Below are 15,867 nucleotides of genomic sequence, written 5' to 3' on the forward strand. Positions count from 1 at the left end.
GAGCCAGCGCCGAAGGTTTACCCTGTGAGTAGTCCAGCGGTGACAGACCTTGTAGCTGATGTGTGCTCGGCGCTCAAGGCGCAGTACCAGTTACTCTGCGGTGGTGAAGATAGAGGAAATCCTCCATTAGTTCACTGGACCAACGACGGAAAACCGATTATTGATCTTTGGCTGATGGGCTATATAAGTGGTTTTTATGATGCAGCCAGTCAAAGTCGAGGCTGTCCATTCGAGCTTAATGCGCTGGAGCTTATTTTTTGCGTGTTCTATGGTGAAGAAGATGCAAGCGCGGCGGTGGCGCAATATCACGTAGTGCGCATGGCACTTAAGTCAGATTCGGAAGCGGCGAAGCTCTTCGGCTTTGATGAGTTCGAGGAAGGTATGCTTTCTGGAGGTAACGAGCTATTCGAGTGGCTGAGCAAAAAAATTCAGTGTCCGCTAAAAGTTTACAAACGGTATAGCGGGATGGCTTAGATTTAGTTTGTGCTCTGAGCGCTATTCCTTATCGGTACCACGGTCCGAAGCAATTTGGGGCTGGGTGAAGCAGCAGGTGAGTCCGTCGATCAGCGAACTGCGTCTTACAGGGCGGAGTGGTCGGAGACAGCGTAGCCAGTTGTAGCGTGTGGCTTAACTAACAAGTTGGCAGCACGTTCGACGAAGATTTAAAAACCCTCACCCAAAGAGGGACAGGCTAAATCAGCGTTGCTTTCCTTTCAAGATGCCGCAAGGTCACCTCAAGGTGGCCCTCTGCGGGCAAGGCGTGTACGTCCAGTGACCACCGCTACCTCTTTCAGGTAGCCCAATATCCAAGACGTCATGACCACCAAGCGCAGCCCTAACGGGATCTGCGGGACCAGCATCAGGTCCGCTGTAGCGATTCTGTCTGCGCGCTTCGTGTGAATAGACCCTTGATAGGTTTGGGCCTCCTATCTCTGATCGCACAGTATAAAGGGGCCTTTTAACTTAAAGATCTCTACAAGATGACTCTAAGATTAAGTTTTATTGGTTTAGTTCTATAAATAATAAAACCTTAAAGAGAATGCTCTTAGAGTTACCTTAAGGTCGATCATTAAGATCTTGGGTCTACCTTCGATGTCGTGGTTGTAGAAGTGTGACCGTAGCGGCTCGTTGGTACTCCAGTATGACCAGATTAAAAACCCTCACAAGAACAGGGACAGACCGCTAAGCTAATCGGTCGTTCTGAATTCCTCTACGCCCGTCGCTGGGCTTTTATCAACGTCAAGTCTTTCTGAATGCTTCTTGAGCCATGGTCGATGCCCGTAGTGGGGCCTTGACGGTCGGCCTGTGGGAGCGAACTCAGGGAGCATTCAAAAGGAGTCCACTACTATGCTGGCCAACACCAATAACCAAACTGACCTGCTGCCTATCGTGATTGAGGGGCAGACCTTCAAGCCGAACGAAGATGGAATGTGGAATCTCAACGAGATCGCCAAGACTCTGAATGTTCGGGAACCGGGTCAGTGGCGTAATGCTGTTCAAGCTGCCCTGATCAAAGATGCAAATTTGCATGTCTCCCACGGTAACGGGACCCTTGCAACAGAAGAGGGCGCAATTGCATACGCCATGTGGGTTTCAACCGACTTTTACCTGATGGTCATTCGTGCGTTCATCGCCATGCGTAACAGTGCCGTCCGTGAGCTGCGCCATAAAGATGCCCTTCTGGACGCAAACATGCCCAAGGCTACGACTCTCGACATGAAGGCTCGCGGCGCGGGTCTGACATGGACCGAGGCTTGCCGTGTGGCTGGTATTCAACAGCCTCGACTTGCTCTTGAATTTCTCGCAAAGGGGACGATGTTCGTTCACGTCTGTGACGATTTTGGTAGCCGTACTGGTCAGATCCGACCAAAGCAGCAAGGTTTCTCATCAGGCGCCTTTGTGGCGATCTCATCGGACTTCGGCAACCGTGAAGGCTGGAGGGTCAAACCCCGTGGCCTTGACTGGTTGCGTGCAAATACTGAGACCATCAACGTCGGCGTAGCTGAAGCCAAGGCCGCTCAGGCCAAAGCTAAGAAGGCCGCTCAGGCATCCCGTGTGGATCGCTGGGGCCGTGCATGCAAGGAGGCACAGCTATGAGCAGTTCATTCCTCGACCAGCTCAATGCCCTGTGCGTCACCCCCGCGTCCCGCGTGAAGTTGCTGACCCTCCGTGGCATCTGGCGTGATCGACGTGCCCGTAACAGCTTCTATTGCGAGTCATCATGCGGGGTCCATTTGGATTCCCTACTGGCCCACCTCGAAGCCAATCACCCCGGTCTGAGCGCCTTCGTTAAGTCGATCATCGGGTCACCATCGCTCCACATCGACGCGGTACTCCGTGCACGCTTAAAGGTCCCTTTAGGGAAAGCTCAACGCATCATCCATCTACTGTAACGCCGTCCGCCATCGGCACCAAGATCACACCCCGCCAAGTTACAGACCCGTGATCGCACCAACCCAAACCCAGAAGATATTGATCATGTCCTTGAGAGGTCCGTGCGGCTACTCCTTGCCATCTGGTCACGTTGCCTCTATGCGGCAGGGCCATGAATCAATGTCTCGAATTTAGGAGACACCTACCATGCAATTGAACATTCAAAACGTAACGCCCGAAACTGTTGAAGTCCAAGGCCAGAGCGTGACCCGTACCTTCGCTGAAGGCGTGATGCTGTCTGGGCTGATCGCTGGTGCAGGTAAGAATGATTCGGCCCGTGAGGCCATCGTTAAGCAATACCTTGACGCTGGTCTGATCGCTGATGCGTTCCCCGCTGTGGTCCGAGCAGTTCGTGCTCGTGAGGCCCATTCAGCAGCCGAGCGTGAGCGCCAGTTAGCTGAGTCTCGTGCCCATGCTGAGCGCGTTGCTTCCTATGCGACCCCTACGGCCCTTGAGGTCGCCCGTCGCCGTGCCAAGCGTGAGGCCCGCGAGGCTGAATACCGTGCACGTGGTGCTGCTATCCGTGCCGCTAATGGCCGGTCCTCATGGTCCTCGTGGGAATGACTCACGGGCAACCTACTGACTCACACCGTCTTGCCTCCGGTGGCGCTGGCTCTTGTTGGCGTCCCGTTGAACCCCTTCAAGTAAACTTTCAGGAGATACTCAATCATGCCTACTCGTAAACAGAACGCTTTCAAATCCGCCGACCACCGCGAGAACACTGACCGTTACAGCGCACCGACTGCCTATGAGCAGGCCGTGTGGGGCAATGGTGGTAACCTTCAGTTCAACACCCAGGCATCCACAAGCGCCCCATGCAGTGACGGCAGCGTCGCCGCTGAAGGTATCGTTGCGGTCCTTGACGACTTCTTTAATGGTGGCGAATGGCACCAGAACGCCGTTGATGCTATCCCGTGTGAGTTTCGACCTAAGGGCACTGAGCCGACCCCTGTGCAACTGGTCAACATGGTCGACCGCAACGTCGAGTTCGACCCACGTAAGTCGATCTACGACACCTCGACCATTACAAAGGGTGAAGCTGTTGCCGGTGACGTGATCTTTACGGAGCCCACTGATACCGCCGCGTTCTTCTCGCACCGTATGACTCTGTTAGATGCTCATGTGGTGGCAGGTTTCACCAGCAACTCCATCGGCCAAATGCTGGATAAGGCCATGCAGGACTTTGAGAAAGCGTGCGGCTCTACCATCGTGGACATTCTCCTGAAGTCCCCAAGTGTCGAGGTCAAGGAAGTCACCATTGCTGGCACTGGACCACGTGATCGTGCTGAGGATTGGATTGACCAACTAACACTGAGCATCAACCACTCAGTGGGCAACTCCCTGAGTGACTTCGTGCTGCTGATGCACATGACCGAACAGGCAATCCTTGAGCGTGCTGCCCAGCGTGCAGGCGTAGATGATATTGAGGACCTGTTGGGCTGCCGTACCCAGTTCTATTCGGATGGCAACCGTGGCGTCTTCATGCTCCCTAAAGGCTTCGCCTCCCTGTCGTTCCGTGAAGGTAACGACGGTGATGTGTGGTCAATCCTCGCCAGCCGTAACGCCTCGGTACAGGGCTGGGACATCGAAATCACCGGTATCGCTGACGTAATGGCTCAGGCCAAGGTCAAGCTGAAGCTGGCAAACCCAGCGGACCCTACTGAGAAACTTCAGGTCGAGACCGTAGACTTTCCGCTGATCACCCGTGTGGTCGTCAAGCCGTAACACCCGCTGTATCCATGAGGTCCGTAATGGGCCTCATGGGCGAGCTGTTTAGTTGCTATGCTTGGGCATCGACCATGTTACGGCAAGGCCAGCCATGAGTTTTACTCTCTGTTATACCTACAAGGACAAACGGGTGGTTACGAAGATACAAGTCGATCACCTGACCCCATATGCAGCCGTTTGCTTTGCCCTGCTCCAGTCAGGGGCCACCAACGACTCAAGTGGTGGAGGCTGGCCTAAATCCTATGAGGGCATCCTTGAGATTGCCACTCAATACGGTCTCACAAACCTGACGGTTCACCGATCCCTTAACTCTTAGGACAACTTCATGGACACGTTTAGCGCGGCCTACGGGCCTGCGTTGGTGTTCATGTGGCCTTCTGGCTGTATGGGTGCCTCAAGGGCACCTCATGAGGATCTGGCACAAAAATCTGAGTGACCACCTGTAACTACTAACCTGCGCGCTTACCCCCATAGGCCCTCGCATGCTCGCTCAGGCGCACGATAAGGACCCTTGCGGGCAGGTGATAAGGACCTCAGCGTTGGGACAAATGTGCGCCAAAGCTGTTACAAACTGGGGCCCCATGGTGCTACGCTATGGCTCCTAACGTGCCTCATTTGTCGGGTGTAAGGATCGTATCCTTCGCCTCTGGCAGCAGCTCTGGATAGTCCAACGTGTAGTGCAGACCCCGAGATTCCTTACGTTTCATGGCAGACCTGATCATCAGTTCCGCTACTTGAGCAAGGTTCCTCAATTCAATCAGGTCTCTGCTTACGCGATAGTTGCTGTAGAACTCGTCGATCTCATCCAGCAGCAAGCGCACCCGATGTTGCGCCCTTTGCAGGCGCTTGTTGGTGCGCACGATGCCCACATAGTCCCACATGAAGCGTCGCAGCTCGTCCCAGTTGTGAGCGATGATCACGTCTTCGTCCGAATCAGTGACCTGGCTCGCATCCCAGCGGGGCAGGGCGGCTGGTACCGGGATGCGCGGCAGTTGCTCAAGAATGTCCGCTGCCGCCGAGCGGGCATACACGAAGCATTCGAGCAATGAATTGCTGGCCATGCGGTTGGCGCCGTGCAGGCCAGTGAAGCTGGTTTCGCCGATGGCATACAGGCCCGGCACGTCGGTGCGGCCATGCTGATCGACCATCACGCCACCGCAGGTGTAGTGCGCGGCCGGCACCACGGGGATCGGGCCCTTGGTGATGTCGATATTGAAGGTCAGGCAGCGTTCGTAGACGGTCGGGAAGTGGGTCTTGATGAAGGCTTCGGGCTTGTGGCTGATGTCCAGATACACGCAGTCGATACCCAGGCGCTTCATTTCGTGGTCGATGGCGCGGGCGACGATATCGCGTGGTGCCAGCTCGGCGCGTGGGTCGAAGCGCTGCATGAAGCGTTCGCCATTGGGCAGCTTCAAATGTGCGCCTTCGCCGCGCAGGGCTTCGGTGATCAAAAAGCTCTTGGCCTGCGGGTGATACAGGCACGTGGGGTGGAATTGGTTGAACTCCAGGTTGGCGACCCGGCAGCCCGAGCGCCAGGCCATCGCAATGCCGTCGCCGCACGCACCGTCGGGGTTGCTGGTATAGAGGTAGACCTTGGCGGCGCCGCCCGAGGCGAGAATGGTGAAGCGTGCGCCATAGGTATCGACTTCACCGCTGGTGCGGTTCAGTACGTAGGCGCCCAGGCAGCGTTCGCCCGGCAGGCCCAGGCGTTTTTCGGTGATCAGGTCGACGGCGACGCGCTGCTCCAGCAATTGGATGTTGGGGCGTTGGCGGGCCTGATCGAGCAGGGTCTTGAAAATCGCGGCCCCGGTGGCATCGGCAGCGTGAATGATTCGGCGATGGCTGTGGCCGCCTTCGCGGGTCAGGTGGAACTCAAAGCCACCGTCGTCGCTGCCGGCATGTTCATCGCGGGTGAAGGGCACACCTTGGTCGATCAACCATTGGATGGCTTCCCGGCTGTGCTCGACGGTGAAGCGCACGGCGTCTTCGTTGCACAGGCCACCGCCGGCGTTAAGGGTGTCTTCGACGTGGGATTGCACGGTGTCTGTGTCGTCCAGCACCGCAGCCACGCCGCCCTGGGCCCAGAAGGTCGAGCCGTTGGCCAGGTCGCCTTTGCTCAAAACCGCTATACGCAAATGGCTGGGCAGGGTCAGGGCCAGGCTCAAGCCGGCGGCGCCGCTGCCGATGACGAGGACATCGTGTTGAAACTGTTGGCTCATTTGACGGATTCCGCAAAAAGCGATCCAAAGGGGGGCGCAAACAGGACGCCTGGATCGGCGAATCAAAGGGTCACACGGGCCACTAGTATATAGAGGGGTGGAGCGGCACAATAGCCACGCCTTCGTGGCATTGTGAGATTATGCTGCGCAGCGTTGGGAAACGGCCGGTTGGCGGGACGGGAACTTTTTGCATAAGCCCCGACTCAATAGCAGGTTGCCCGAAAGCTGGGAAAACGTTGAGTTTATTGGCCCGTCGGGAGCATTGGACGCGTCACGAAACCGGCGACAAGATTATTCGCGCAGCCGGCACCGACCGTGCTGCGTTTTTCGTGTGTGCCAAATCAGTGCATGCCGGAAACTTGCTTGAAGGGGGAGAACTTTTGCGAAAAGCCCGAGTCTATGTTTGCAAGCCTGATCGTTTAGTTATGCAAGCCTCCTTCAAGTACAACGAGGAGTGTTCATGCTAACCCAGGAAGAGGATCAGCAGCTGGTCGAGCGCGTACAGCGCGGTGATAAGCGAGCATTTGATCTGCTAGTGCTGAAATACCAGCACAAAATTCTCGGGTTGATCGTGCGGTTTGTGCACGACACCCATGAAGCGCAGGACGTTGCACAGGAAGCCTTTATCAAGGCTTACCGTGCACTTGGAAATTTCCGCGGTGACAGTGCGTTTTATACGTGGCTGTACCGCATCGCCATTAACACGGCGAAAAACTATCTGGTGTCACGCGGTCGCCGCCCACCAGACAGTGATGTCAGTTCAGAAGATGCAGAATTTTACGATGGTGATCACGGCCTCAAAGATCTCGAGTCGCCGGAGCGTGCATTGCTGCGCGACGAGATCGAAGGCACCGTTCATCGCACTATTCAGCAACTGCCAGAAGATTTGCGTACGGCGTTAACTTTACGTGAATTCGATGGTCTGAGTTACGAAGACATTGCGAGCGTCATGCAATGTCCGGTGGGGACTGTGAGGTCACGGATTTTCCGGGCCCGAGAAGCCATCGACAAAGCCTTGCAACCGTTGTTGCAGGAAAACTAAAGACAGCGGCGACAGCCAAGAGAGGAACCGCCATGAGTCGTGATGCCCTGCAGGAATCGCTGTCCGCAGTGATGGATAACGAAGCGGATGAACTGGAACTTCGTCGAGTGCTCAACGCATTTGATGACGCCGAAACCCGTGATACCTGGTCTCGTTACCAAGTCGCTCGGGCGGTGATGCACAAGGATCTCCTAATCCCTCGTCTGGATATTGCTGCGGCCGTTTCTGCTGCACTGGCGGATGAAGCCGTTCCGGCAAAAGCCTCGCGTGGTCCATGGCGTAGCCTGGGTCGTCTGGCAGTGGCCGCCTCGGTGACCGTTGCTGTGTTGGCAGGCGTTCGCCTGTACAACCAGGACGAGATCGCAGGCAACGAGCTGGCCCAGCAGACTCAGCAGCCGGTCATGGCCGGTCCGCAAGTCAAAGGCCCGGCCGTGCTGGCTGGCTACAAGGAAAGCACCGATACCACCGGCCCTATGGCCAATGGTGTACTTCAGGGGCAATCCGGCTGGCAAGATCAACGCCTTCCAGGCTACCTGCGTCAACATGCGCAGGAATCGGCCGCCAAAGGCACTGAAAGCGCTCTGCCATACGCTCGCGCAGCAAGCCAGGAAAACCGCTGATTCGCTAAGGAGCCCTATGCGCGCCATACCGCTCCTTGCGCTTTTGCTCAGTAGTTGGTTTGCACTATCCGCCCATGCCGATGAAGCCCAAGACTGGCTGACTCGACTTGGGCGTGCAGAGCAGCAGCAAAGCTTCGAAGGTACGTTTGTCTACGAACGTAACGGCAGTTTTTCAACCCATGACATCTGGCACCGCGTCCAGGATGGTCATGTCCGTGAACGATTGTTGCAACTTGACGGCTCCGCCCAAGAAGCGGTCAGGGTTGATGGTCGGGCACAATGTGTCAGTGGCACGTTGGTTGCCGGTCTCGGTCATTCGCCTGAGGCACCCTCGCGTATTCTTGATCCAAAAAAACTCACTTCATTCTATGATCTGGCCGTCATTGGCAAATCCCGTGTGGCCGGTCGTAATGCGGTGATTGTGTCGATCAGCCCGCGTGACCCCTACCGTTATGGGTTTGAATTACACTTGGACCGTGAAACTGCGCTGCCGCTCAAGTCCTTGCTGCTAAATGACCAAGGGCAGTTGCTGGAGCGTTTTCAGTTCACCCGCCTGGATACTTCGGCCACTCCTTCTGAGCAGAGCTTGCAGCCCGGCAGCGACTGTTCGCCGGTAACAATGTCCGCCGCTAAATCTCCTGACATGTCTGCCACGCAAAAGTGGCATCTGGACTGGCTACCGCCTGGTTTCCAACAGATCAGCAGCGCTACGCGCAAAGATCCCCAAACGAAATCTACCGTCGACAGCCTGATGTATGACGATGGGCTCGCGCGTTTTTCGGTGTTTCTTGAGTCAGCCAATGGCGCTGATGTAAATGAAACCCGCGCTCAGCTTGGGCCGACCGTGGCAGTATCCCGGCGATTGAATACGGTGGATGGCGAAATGATGGTTACGGTGGTGGGCGAAATTCCCATCGGCACAGCTGAACGTATCGCGTTGTCGGTGCGTGGTGAAAAAGCCGCCGCCAAGCCCTGAGATTGTTAATCTTATGTTCATCCTGGTCTATCAATCTGGGCCCGAATTTCGTTGGGTGCTGGGCGTATGAAATCTCTGGACAGCATTTTCACTTGCAAAAACTTCCCATGTTTTTTATAGGTCAGGGTTTGATGGCTCTGGCCTTGTTTGTTCGCGGAACAAAAATGCCACTCGCAGTATCCGGCGTTTATTGAACCCTGTCGCTTAACCCTGCTCGTCGTAACGGGAGCTGTATGTCGATACCACGTTTGAAGTCTTACTTATCCATAGTCGCCACAGTGCTGGTGCTGGGTCAGGCCTTACCTGCGCAAGCGGTCGAGCTGCCTGATTTCACCCAGCTGGTGGAGCAGGCCTCGCCTGCCGTGGTGAACATCAGTACCACGCAGAAGCTGCCGGATCGCAAAGTCTCGAACCAGCAGATGCCCGACCTGGAAGGCTTGCCGCCCATGTTGCGCGAGTTCTTCGAACGCGGGATGCCCCAACCTCGCTCTCCCCGTGGTGGCGGTGGTCAGCGCGAAGCCCAGTCCCTGGGCTCCGGCTTCATCATTTCGCCTGACGGCTACATCCTCACTAACAACCATGTGATTGCCGATGCCGACGAGATTCTCGTGCGCCTGGCCGACCGCAGTGAACTCAAGGCCAAGCTGATTGGCACCGATCCACGTTCCGACGTGGCTTTGCTCAAAATCGATGGCAAGGATTTGCCGGTGCTTAAGCTGGGCAAGTCTCAAGACCTGAAAGCCGGTCAATGGGTGGTCGCGATCGGTTCACCGTTCGGCTTTGACCACACCGTTACCCAAGGCATCGTCAGTGCCATCGGTCGCAGCCTGCCAAACGAAAACTACGTACCGTTCATCCAGACCGACGTGCCGATCAACCCGGGTAACTCCGGTGGCCCGCTGTTCAACCTGGCCGGCGAAGTGGTGGGGATCAACTCGCAGATCTACACCCGCTCCGGTGGCTTCATGGGCGTGTCCTTCGCGATCCCGATCGATGTGGCCATGGATGTCTCCAATCAGCTCAAAAGCGGCGGCAAGGTCAGCCGCGGCTGGTTGGGCGTGGTAATCCAGGAAGTGAACAAGGACCTGGCTGAGTCCTTCGGTCTCGACAAGCCGGCCGGTGCCCTGGTTGCGCAGATTCAGGACAATGGCCCTGCGGCCAAAGGCGGCCTGAAAGTGGGCGATGTAATCCTGAGCATGAACGGCCAGCCGATCATCATGTCGGCAGACTTGCCTCATTTGGTCGGCGCGCTCAAGGCCGGCGGCAAAGCCAAGCTGGAAGTGATTCGTGACGGCAAGCGCCAGAACGTCGAACTGACCGTCGGGGCAATTCCGGAAGAAGGCGCGACCCTGGACGCCCTGGGCAACGCCAAGCCAGGTGCCGAACGCAGCAGCAACCGCCTGGGTATCGCCGTGGTTGAACTGACCGCCGAACAGAAGAAAACCTTCGACCTGCAAAGCGGTGTCGTGATCAAGGAAGTTCAGGACGGCCCAGCCGCCTTGATCGGCCTGCAACCGGGTGACGTGATCACCCACTTGAACAACCAGGCAATCGATACCACCAAGGAGTTCGCCGACATCGCCAAGGCGTTGCCGAAGAATCGCTCGGTGTCGATGCGCGTCCTGCGTCAAGGCCGTGCCAGCTTCATCACCTTCAAGCTGGCTGAGTAATCCGCTAGACCTATAAAAAAGCCCCGCTGCCGGTTAACGGCAGCGGGGCTTTTTTGTGGGCGGCGGGTTCAGCTCATCATGCCTTTCACCAGGCGCTCCTGTTCGATCAGCTCACGCTGACGGGCGTCGATGCGCGAGGACAGCGGGAAGTTATTGCCAGCACGCCGCTTGGCAAAGTCCAACTGCTGGATGGCTTGTTGGAAATCCCCCACCAATGCGAAATATTCAGCGCGAGCCTGATGCAGGCCAATAATGTTGCCGGACAAACCGCGGGTTTCAGCAACCTGATACCACACGTCCGGATCGTCCGGCCGCGACTTGAGTAGCCCGTCCAGCGCCTTTTCTGCATCGGCGGTACGGTTCTGTTTAAGCAACAGATCTACCCGCACCTGGTTCAATGGATAGTTGCTGGGGTACTGGGTGAGCATGCGGTCGGTACGTTGCTGCGCATCCGGCATGCGGTTGCTGGTGATGTCCAGTTCGATTTGGGCCAGGTTGTAGGTGATGTCGTTAGGCGCCTTGGCCAGCAACGGCGCCAGGCTTTCCCGCGCTTCCTTGAGTTGAGTACCCTTGATCTGGGCGATGGCCAGGCCATAACGCGCTACATCATTTTTAGGGTTTTCATCCAGCTGTGCCTGGAAGCGCTTGGCGGCCAGACCTGGCGTGTCTTCGTATTTGAGCTGCACCCGTGCGCGAATCAATTGATAGCGCAGGCTGTCTTCCTTGCCGCCAGGTTTGGCTTGTTCGGCGCGGTTGCGGGTGTCGGCGATACGCGATTCGGTTACCGGGTGAGTCAGCAGGAATTCCGGCGGCTTGGCGTCGAAGCGGTATTGGCGCATCAGCCGTTCGAACATGGTGGGCATGGAGCGCGGGTCGTAGCCGGCTTTCTCCAGGTTGAGAATACCGATGCGGTCGGCCTCTTGCTCGTTCTGGCGAGAGAAGCGGCGCTGTTCCTGGATCGCGGCGGCTTGTGAGCCGGCAATCGCGGCGATACCGGCATCACCGGCACCCGCAGCAGCGGCGATAATGCCCCCAAGCAGGGCGGCCATCATCGGCAGTTGCATGCGTGATTGCGCTTCCACGCCTCGGGCGAAGTGGCGCTGGGACAAGTGTGCCAGTTCGTGGGCCAGTACCGACGCGTATTCACCTTCGGTCTGTGCATTGAGAAACAGGCCGCCGTTGACCCCGACGATCCCACCGGGAGCCGCAAAGGCGTTGAGCTGTGGGCTGTTGATCAGGATGAATTCCAGGCGCCGGTCATTGACCTGGCTGGTCTCCACCAGCTTGTACACGCTGGTTTCAACGTAATCCTTGAGTTGCGGGTCGTTGAGTTGCGAAACCTGGCCGCGCAGGTAGGCCAGCCAGGCGCGGCCCAGTTGGTATTCCTGTTGCGGCGAGACAATGGCAGAACTGGCATCACCAAGTGACGGCAGGTCGTCAGCGAAGGCCGGGGAGGCCAGCAGGCAGGCCAGCGTCAGCAGGGTAGGGCGCAAAAAAGTCATGCACAAAGCCTTTCGACAAAGAGCTTACTGTAGCCGGACACTGAGCTTGGGACCAGATATTCTAAGCAGCCTGAATGTTTGCCTGGAGTAACACCATGACCGACGCTGTAGCCTGTGACGCCGAACTCGACGCCAGCGGTCTGAACTGCCCTTTACCATTGCTCAAGGCCAAGCTGGAGCTCAATAAAATGGCCAGTGGTGCCGTGCTCAAGGTGACTGCCACCGACGCCGGCTCCCAGCGTGATTTTCGCACCTTTGCCAAGCTGGCCGGCCACACCCTGGAGCATGAAGACGCCGCCGAGGGTGTGTACCGTTATTGGTTGCGCAAGGCCTGAAGGCCTTATCGAGGCAAGATCAAGCCTTGTTCAGCGCCTGCGCTGCCGCCAGAACCGCATCAACATGGCCCGGCACTTTCACGCCGCGCCATTCCTGACGCAGGACGCCTTGGCTGTCGATCAGGAAGGTGCTGCGATCCACGCCCAGGTATTCCTTGCCATACAGCTTCTTCAACTTGATTACATCAAACAGCTGGCAGACCGCTTCGTCCTTATCGCTGATCAGCTCGAACGGAAATTCCTGTTTGCCCTTGAAGTTCTCGTGGGACTTCACGCTGTCACGCGACACGCCGAACACTTCGGTGTTGGCGGCCTTGAACGCGGCGTACTGGTCACGAAAACCCTGGCCTTCGGTGGTGCAGCCAGGGGTGCTGTCCTTCGGGTAAAAGTAGATCACCACTTGCTTACCCTTGAAGGCTGCAAGGCTGAAGGTCTGGCCGCTGGTGGCCTGGGCCTCGAAATCGGCCACGGGTGTGTCGATGGCTACCGGCATAGAGAAGTACTTCCTTACATTGGGTTCTGTGGGCGCCATGGCTCAATCAAGGCGTCGAGGTTCAGGGCATCGGCGAAATCCAGGAACTGGTCGCGCAACCAACTGATCTGTACACCGGCCGGCAAGGTCACGGTAAAGGTGGCATTGAGCATGGTGCCGCCGGTTTGTGGCGCCTGGTAGGTGTCACAGGTCAGGTTTTCCAGCTCGACGTTGTGGTCGATAAAGAACTGGCACAACTCGTTGACGATGTCCGAACGGTAGGCCGAGCTGACATAGGCTACGTAAGGCAGGGCCTGGGGACGGTTTTCCAGGGCAGCGCTGCGTACCACGTTGACGGTGAAATCATGCTTCTTGGCCAGGCCTGGCAGGCCGGTTTCCAGACGCGCCAAGGCATCCCAGGAGCCAGAAATCTGCAGGACCAGCGCACTGCACTCGCCATGGCGGGTGAGGCGGGAGGTCACGACGGCGCAGCGGTTCTCATGGCTGGCGCGGCACAGGACGTTGGTCAGCTCCATGGGGTTGGCGCCGAGGGCACTGATAACAAGGAATTGTTCGCGAACTGTGGGGGTGGACATGCAGCCTTCCTAAAGCGATGAGCGGTCGATACCGTGTGGGCGGTATCGATCAAAGGATCAAGGGTAGCGAAAAGCGTCGCCAAGGGCTAGGAGGTGGCGTTTTCATTGCGTGATCAGCCCGCTTCGGGCGGTGCTTTGGCCTAATGATGGCATTGCCCGTCGTTTAGTTGCGCCAGAACGCATCCTCACGCGGTACTTCGCTTGTACAAGCATCTTGGCGCCAGTACCATTACGGCTCTCTTTTTCCGGCAGGAGCGGTTGCATGATTGCGGGCAGTATGGTGGCACTGGTCACACCCATGGATGCACAAGGTCGTCTCGACTGGGACAGCCTGCGCAAACTGGTGGACTTCCACCTGCAAGAGGGCACCAACGCCATTGTGGCGGTCGGCACCACAGGTGAATCGGCCACCCTTGATGTGGAAGAACACATCCAGGTGATCGAATTCGTGGTCAAGCGCGTAGCGGGCCGCATTGCCGTGATTGCCGGTACGGGCGCCAACTCGACGCGTGAAGCGATCGAGCTGACCAAGAACGCCAAGAAGGCCGGCGCCGACGCTTGCCTGCTGGTGACTCCGTACTACAACAAGCCGACCCAGGAAGGCTTGTACCAGCACTTCAAAGCCATCGCCGAAGCCGTGCAGATCCCGCAGATCCTCTACAACGTACCGGGTCGCACCGCGTGCGACATGAAGGCCGAGACCGTGATCCGCCTGTCCACCGTGCCGAACATCATCGGCATCAAGGAAGCCACCGGCGACCTGCAGCGCGCCAAGGACATCCTGGCCGGCGTGAGCAGCGACTTCCTGGTGTATTCCGGTGACGACGCCACCGCTGTCGAGCTGATCCTGCTGGGTGGCAAGGGCAACATCTCCGTGACCGCCAACGTGGCCCCGCGCGCCATGAGCGATATGTGTGCCGCCGCCATCGCGGGCGATGCAGCCACCGCGCGTGCGATCCACGAGAAGCTGATGCCGCTCAACAAGACACTGTTTATCGAATCCAATCCTATTCCCGTGAAGTGGGCGCTGTTTGAGATGGGCCTGATGCCGGACGGTATCCGTCTGCCGCTCACCCGCCTCAGCGAAGCCTGTCACGAACCGCTGCGACAGGCCCTGCGCCAGTCCGGCGTCCTGGTTTAATTGAGGAAGCACTACGCATGAAGCGATTGGCCGGACTTTCCGCACTTGCCTTGATTATCTCCAGCACCAGTGGCTGCGGTTGGGTATGGGGCCCGGAAGGCTACTTCCGTGACCGCGGCAGCGATTACCTGGAAGCGCAAGCAACCAAACCGATGCAACTGCCGCCTGATGTCAATGTCGCCAAGCGCCTTGACCCGCTGCTGCCGATTCCACGCAACGTTGCCGACGACACGGTCAAGGGTGAGTACGTAGTGCCACGCCCACAGCCGATTATGTCCGTGGCCGATGCCAGCGACTACAGCCTGCAAAAAAGCGGCGACAATCGTTGGATCGTGGCTCAGCGTCCGCCTGCCGAGGTCTGGCCGGTGGCGGTGCAGTTCTTCCAGGACAACGGTTTTAGCATCGACCAGCAACGCCCGCAGACCGGTGAGTTCACCACCGCGTGGCAGCAAGGTCGCGAGCTGTCCGCCAACATGGCCCAGCGCCTGCTGGCGGGCGGTGTTGCCGCCGACAGCGAAGCTCGTGTGCGTGTGCGCATCGAGCCAGGCGTGCAGCGCAACACCAGCGAAGTCTATGTGGTCAGCGCCGAGCGTCCTGCAGGCAGCACAGCCAACGTCGATTTCACTCCACGTTCGGTCAACACGGGTGTTGACGCCGCGCTGGTCGACGAAATGCTCGCCAGCATGAGCCGTATTTCCGAGAAGGGCGGTTCCGTATCCTTGCTCGCCGCCCGTGATTACGACACCCCTAGCCGCGTCAGCCTCACCGAAGACGGCAGTGGCAACGTCGTGCTGAACCTGGGTGAAGACCTCGACCGTGCCTGGGCCAGTGTTGGCCGCGCGTTGGAGCAGGGCCCTTGGCGCGTTGAAGACATCAACCGCAGCCTGGGCCTGTACTACATCAACGTGGCTGAAAAGGCTGAGAAGAAGGACGACGAGCCAGGTTTCTTCGGCAAATTGTTCGGCAGCGCGCCGACCAAGGAAGAGATCGAAACCCGTGCCGAGCGTTACCAGGTTCGTTTGAGCAAGGTGGGCGAAAGCGTGCAAGTCACCGTCGAGAAGAACATCAACACCGTCGCGCCAGCTGAAACAGCGCGCAAAGTGTTGGGCGTGATTCAAGACAACCTGGGCTGA

The 15,867-nt window shown here is 57.7% G+C and carries 16 protein-coding genes; 12 read left to right on the forward strand and 4 right to left on the reverse strand.

What is annotated here, in order from left to right; all coding sequences use genetic code 11:
- Nucleotides 1-24 precede the first annotated feature (24 nt).
- From BOP96_RS19415 to BOP96_RS19435, 5 genes are all read left to right on the forward strand, one after another.
- The gene (locus tag BOP96_RS19415) at nt 25-474 is read left to right on the forward strand and encodes a hypothetical protein (RefSeq protein WP_131672185.1); all 450 of its coding nucleotides are present in this window, start codon (nt 25-27) and stop codon (nt 472-474) included.
- 873 nt (nt 475-1,347) lie between these two features.
- Nucleotides 1,348-2,097 carry a hypothetical protein gene (locus BOP96_RS19420; protein ID WP_020301031.1) on the forward strand — a complete coding sequence of 250 codons (750 nt, stop codon included), beginning with the start codon at nt 1,348-1,350 and terminating at the stop codon, nt 2,095-2,097.
- The gene (locus tag BOP96_RS19425; RefSeq protein ID WP_020301032.1) at nt 2,094-2,393 is read left to right on the forward strand and encodes a hypothetical protein; all 300 of its coding nucleotides are present in this window, start codon (nt 2,094-2,096) and stop codon (nt 2,391-2,393) included. Before BOP96_RS19420 ends, BOP96_RS19425 begins: the two co-directional genes overlap by 4 nt.
- A gap of 187 nt (nt 2,394-2,580) precedes the next feature.
- Entirely contained in the window at nt 2,581-2,997 is a 417-nt protein-coding gene (locus BOP96_RS19430) for a hypothetical protein (protein WP_020301033.1), read from the forward strand.
- Nucleotides 2,998-3,102: 105 nt separating this feature from the next.
- Nucleotides 3,103-4,158: a hypothetical protein gene (locus tag BOP96_RS19435; protein ID WP_020301034.1), complete on the forward strand. Its 1,056-nt coding sequence runs from the start codon at nt 3,103-3,105 to the stop codon at nt 4,156-4,158.
- Nucleotides 4,159-4,772: 614 nt separating this feature from the next.
- Here the strand turns inward: BOP96_RS19435 and nadB are convergent.
- Nucleotides 4,773-6,380 carry an L-aspartate oxidase gene (gene nadB / locus BOP96_RS19440; protein ID WP_020301035.1) on the reverse strand — a complete coding sequence of 536 codons (1,608 nt, stop codon included), beginning with the start codon at nt 6,378-6,380 and terminating at the stop codon, nt 4,773-4,775.
- Nucleotides 6,381-6,840: 460 nt separating this feature from the next.
- Here nadB and rpoE point away from each other — a divergent pair, with 460 nt between their 5' ends.
- From rpoE to BOP96_RS19460, 4 genes are all read left to right on the forward strand, one after another.
- Nucleotides 6,841-7,422: an RNA polymerase sigma factor RpoE gene (rpoE, locus tag BOP96_RS19445; protein WP_003172477.1), complete on the forward strand. Its 582-nt coding sequence runs from the start codon at nt 6,841-6,843 to the stop codon at nt 7,420-7,422.
- Between the two features lie 32 nt (nt 7,423-7,454).
- Entirely contained in the window at nt 7,455-8,042 is a 588-nt protein-coding gene (locus BOP96_RS19450) for a sigma-E factor negative regulatory protein (RefSeq protein WP_003189451.1), read from the forward strand.
- 16 nt (nt 8,043-8,058) lie between these two features.
- The gene (locus tag BOP96_RS19455) at nt 8,059-9,018 is read left to right on the forward strand and encodes a MucB/RseB C-terminal domain-containing protein (RefSeq protein WP_014717364.1); all 960 of its coding nucleotides are present in this window, start codon (nt 8,059-8,061) and stop codon (nt 9,016-9,018) included.
- A gap of 233 nt (nt 9,019-9,251) precedes the next feature.
- The gene (locus tag BOP96_RS19460) at nt 9,252-10,688 is read left to right on the forward strand and encodes a DegQ family serine endoprotease (RefSeq protein WP_014717365.1); all 1,437 of its coding nucleotides are present in this window, start codon (nt 9,252-9,254) and stop codon (nt 10,686-10,688) included.
- Between the two features lie 68 nt (nt 10,689-10,756).
- On the opposite strand, the gene BOP96_RS19465 is transcribed toward BOP96_RS19460, so the two are convergent.
- Entirely contained in the window at nt 10,757-12,190 is a 1,434-nt protein-coding gene (locus BOP96_RS19465) for a M48 family metalloprotease (RefSeq protein WP_003189458.1), read from the reverse strand.
- 95 nt (nt 12,191-12,285) lie between these two features.
- On the opposite strand from BOP96_RS19465, the gene BOP96_RS19470 reads away from it, so the two are divergent.
- Nucleotides 12,286-12,525 carry a sulfurtransferase TusA family protein gene (locus tag BOP96_RS19470; protein ID WP_014717366.1) on the forward strand — a complete coding sequence of 80 codons (240 nt, stop codon included), beginning with the start codon at nt 12,286-12,288 and terminating at the stop codon, nt 12,523-12,525.
- A gap of 19 nt (nt 12,526-12,544) precedes the next feature.
- Here BOP96_RS19470 and BOP96_RS19475 read toward each other — a convergent pair whose 3' ends face one another.
- Both BOP96_RS19475 and BOP96_RS19480 read right to left on the reverse strand, forming a co-directional pair.
- A complete protein-coding gene (locus tag BOP96_RS19475) occupies nt 12,545-13,018 on the reverse strand; it encodes a peroxiredoxin (protein WP_014717367.1) in 474 nt (157 codons plus the stop codon).
- 14 nt (nt 13,019-13,032) lie between these two features.
- Nucleotides 13,033-13,593 carry a glycine cleavage system protein R gene (locus BOP96_RS19480; RefSeq protein ID WP_003189463.1) on the reverse strand — a complete coding sequence of 187 codons (561 nt, stop codon included), beginning with the start codon at nt 13,591-13,593 and terminating at the stop codon, nt 13,033-13,035.
- 262 nt (nt 13,594-13,855) lie between these two features.
- On the opposite strand from BOP96_RS19480, the gene dapA reads away from it, so the two are divergent.
- Entirely contained in the window at nt 13,856-14,734 is an 879-nt protein-coding gene (gene dapA / locus BOP96_RS19485) for a 4-hydroxy-tetrahydrodipicolinate synthase (RefSeq protein WP_073453726.1), read from the forward strand.
- 17 nt (nt 14,735-14,751) lie between these two features.
- A complete protein-coding gene (gene bamC / locus BOP96_RS19490) occupies nt 14,752-15,867 on the forward strand; it encodes an outer membrane protein assembly factor BamC (RefSeq protein WP_014717369.1) in 1,116 nt (371 codons plus the stop codon).

Source organism: Pseudomonas sp. FSL W5-0203, assembly GCF_001896155.1.
Taxonomy (GTDB): Bacteria; Pseudomonadota; Gammaproteobacteria; order Pseudomonadales; family Pseudomonadaceae; genus Aquipseudomonas; species Aquipseudomonas paracarnis.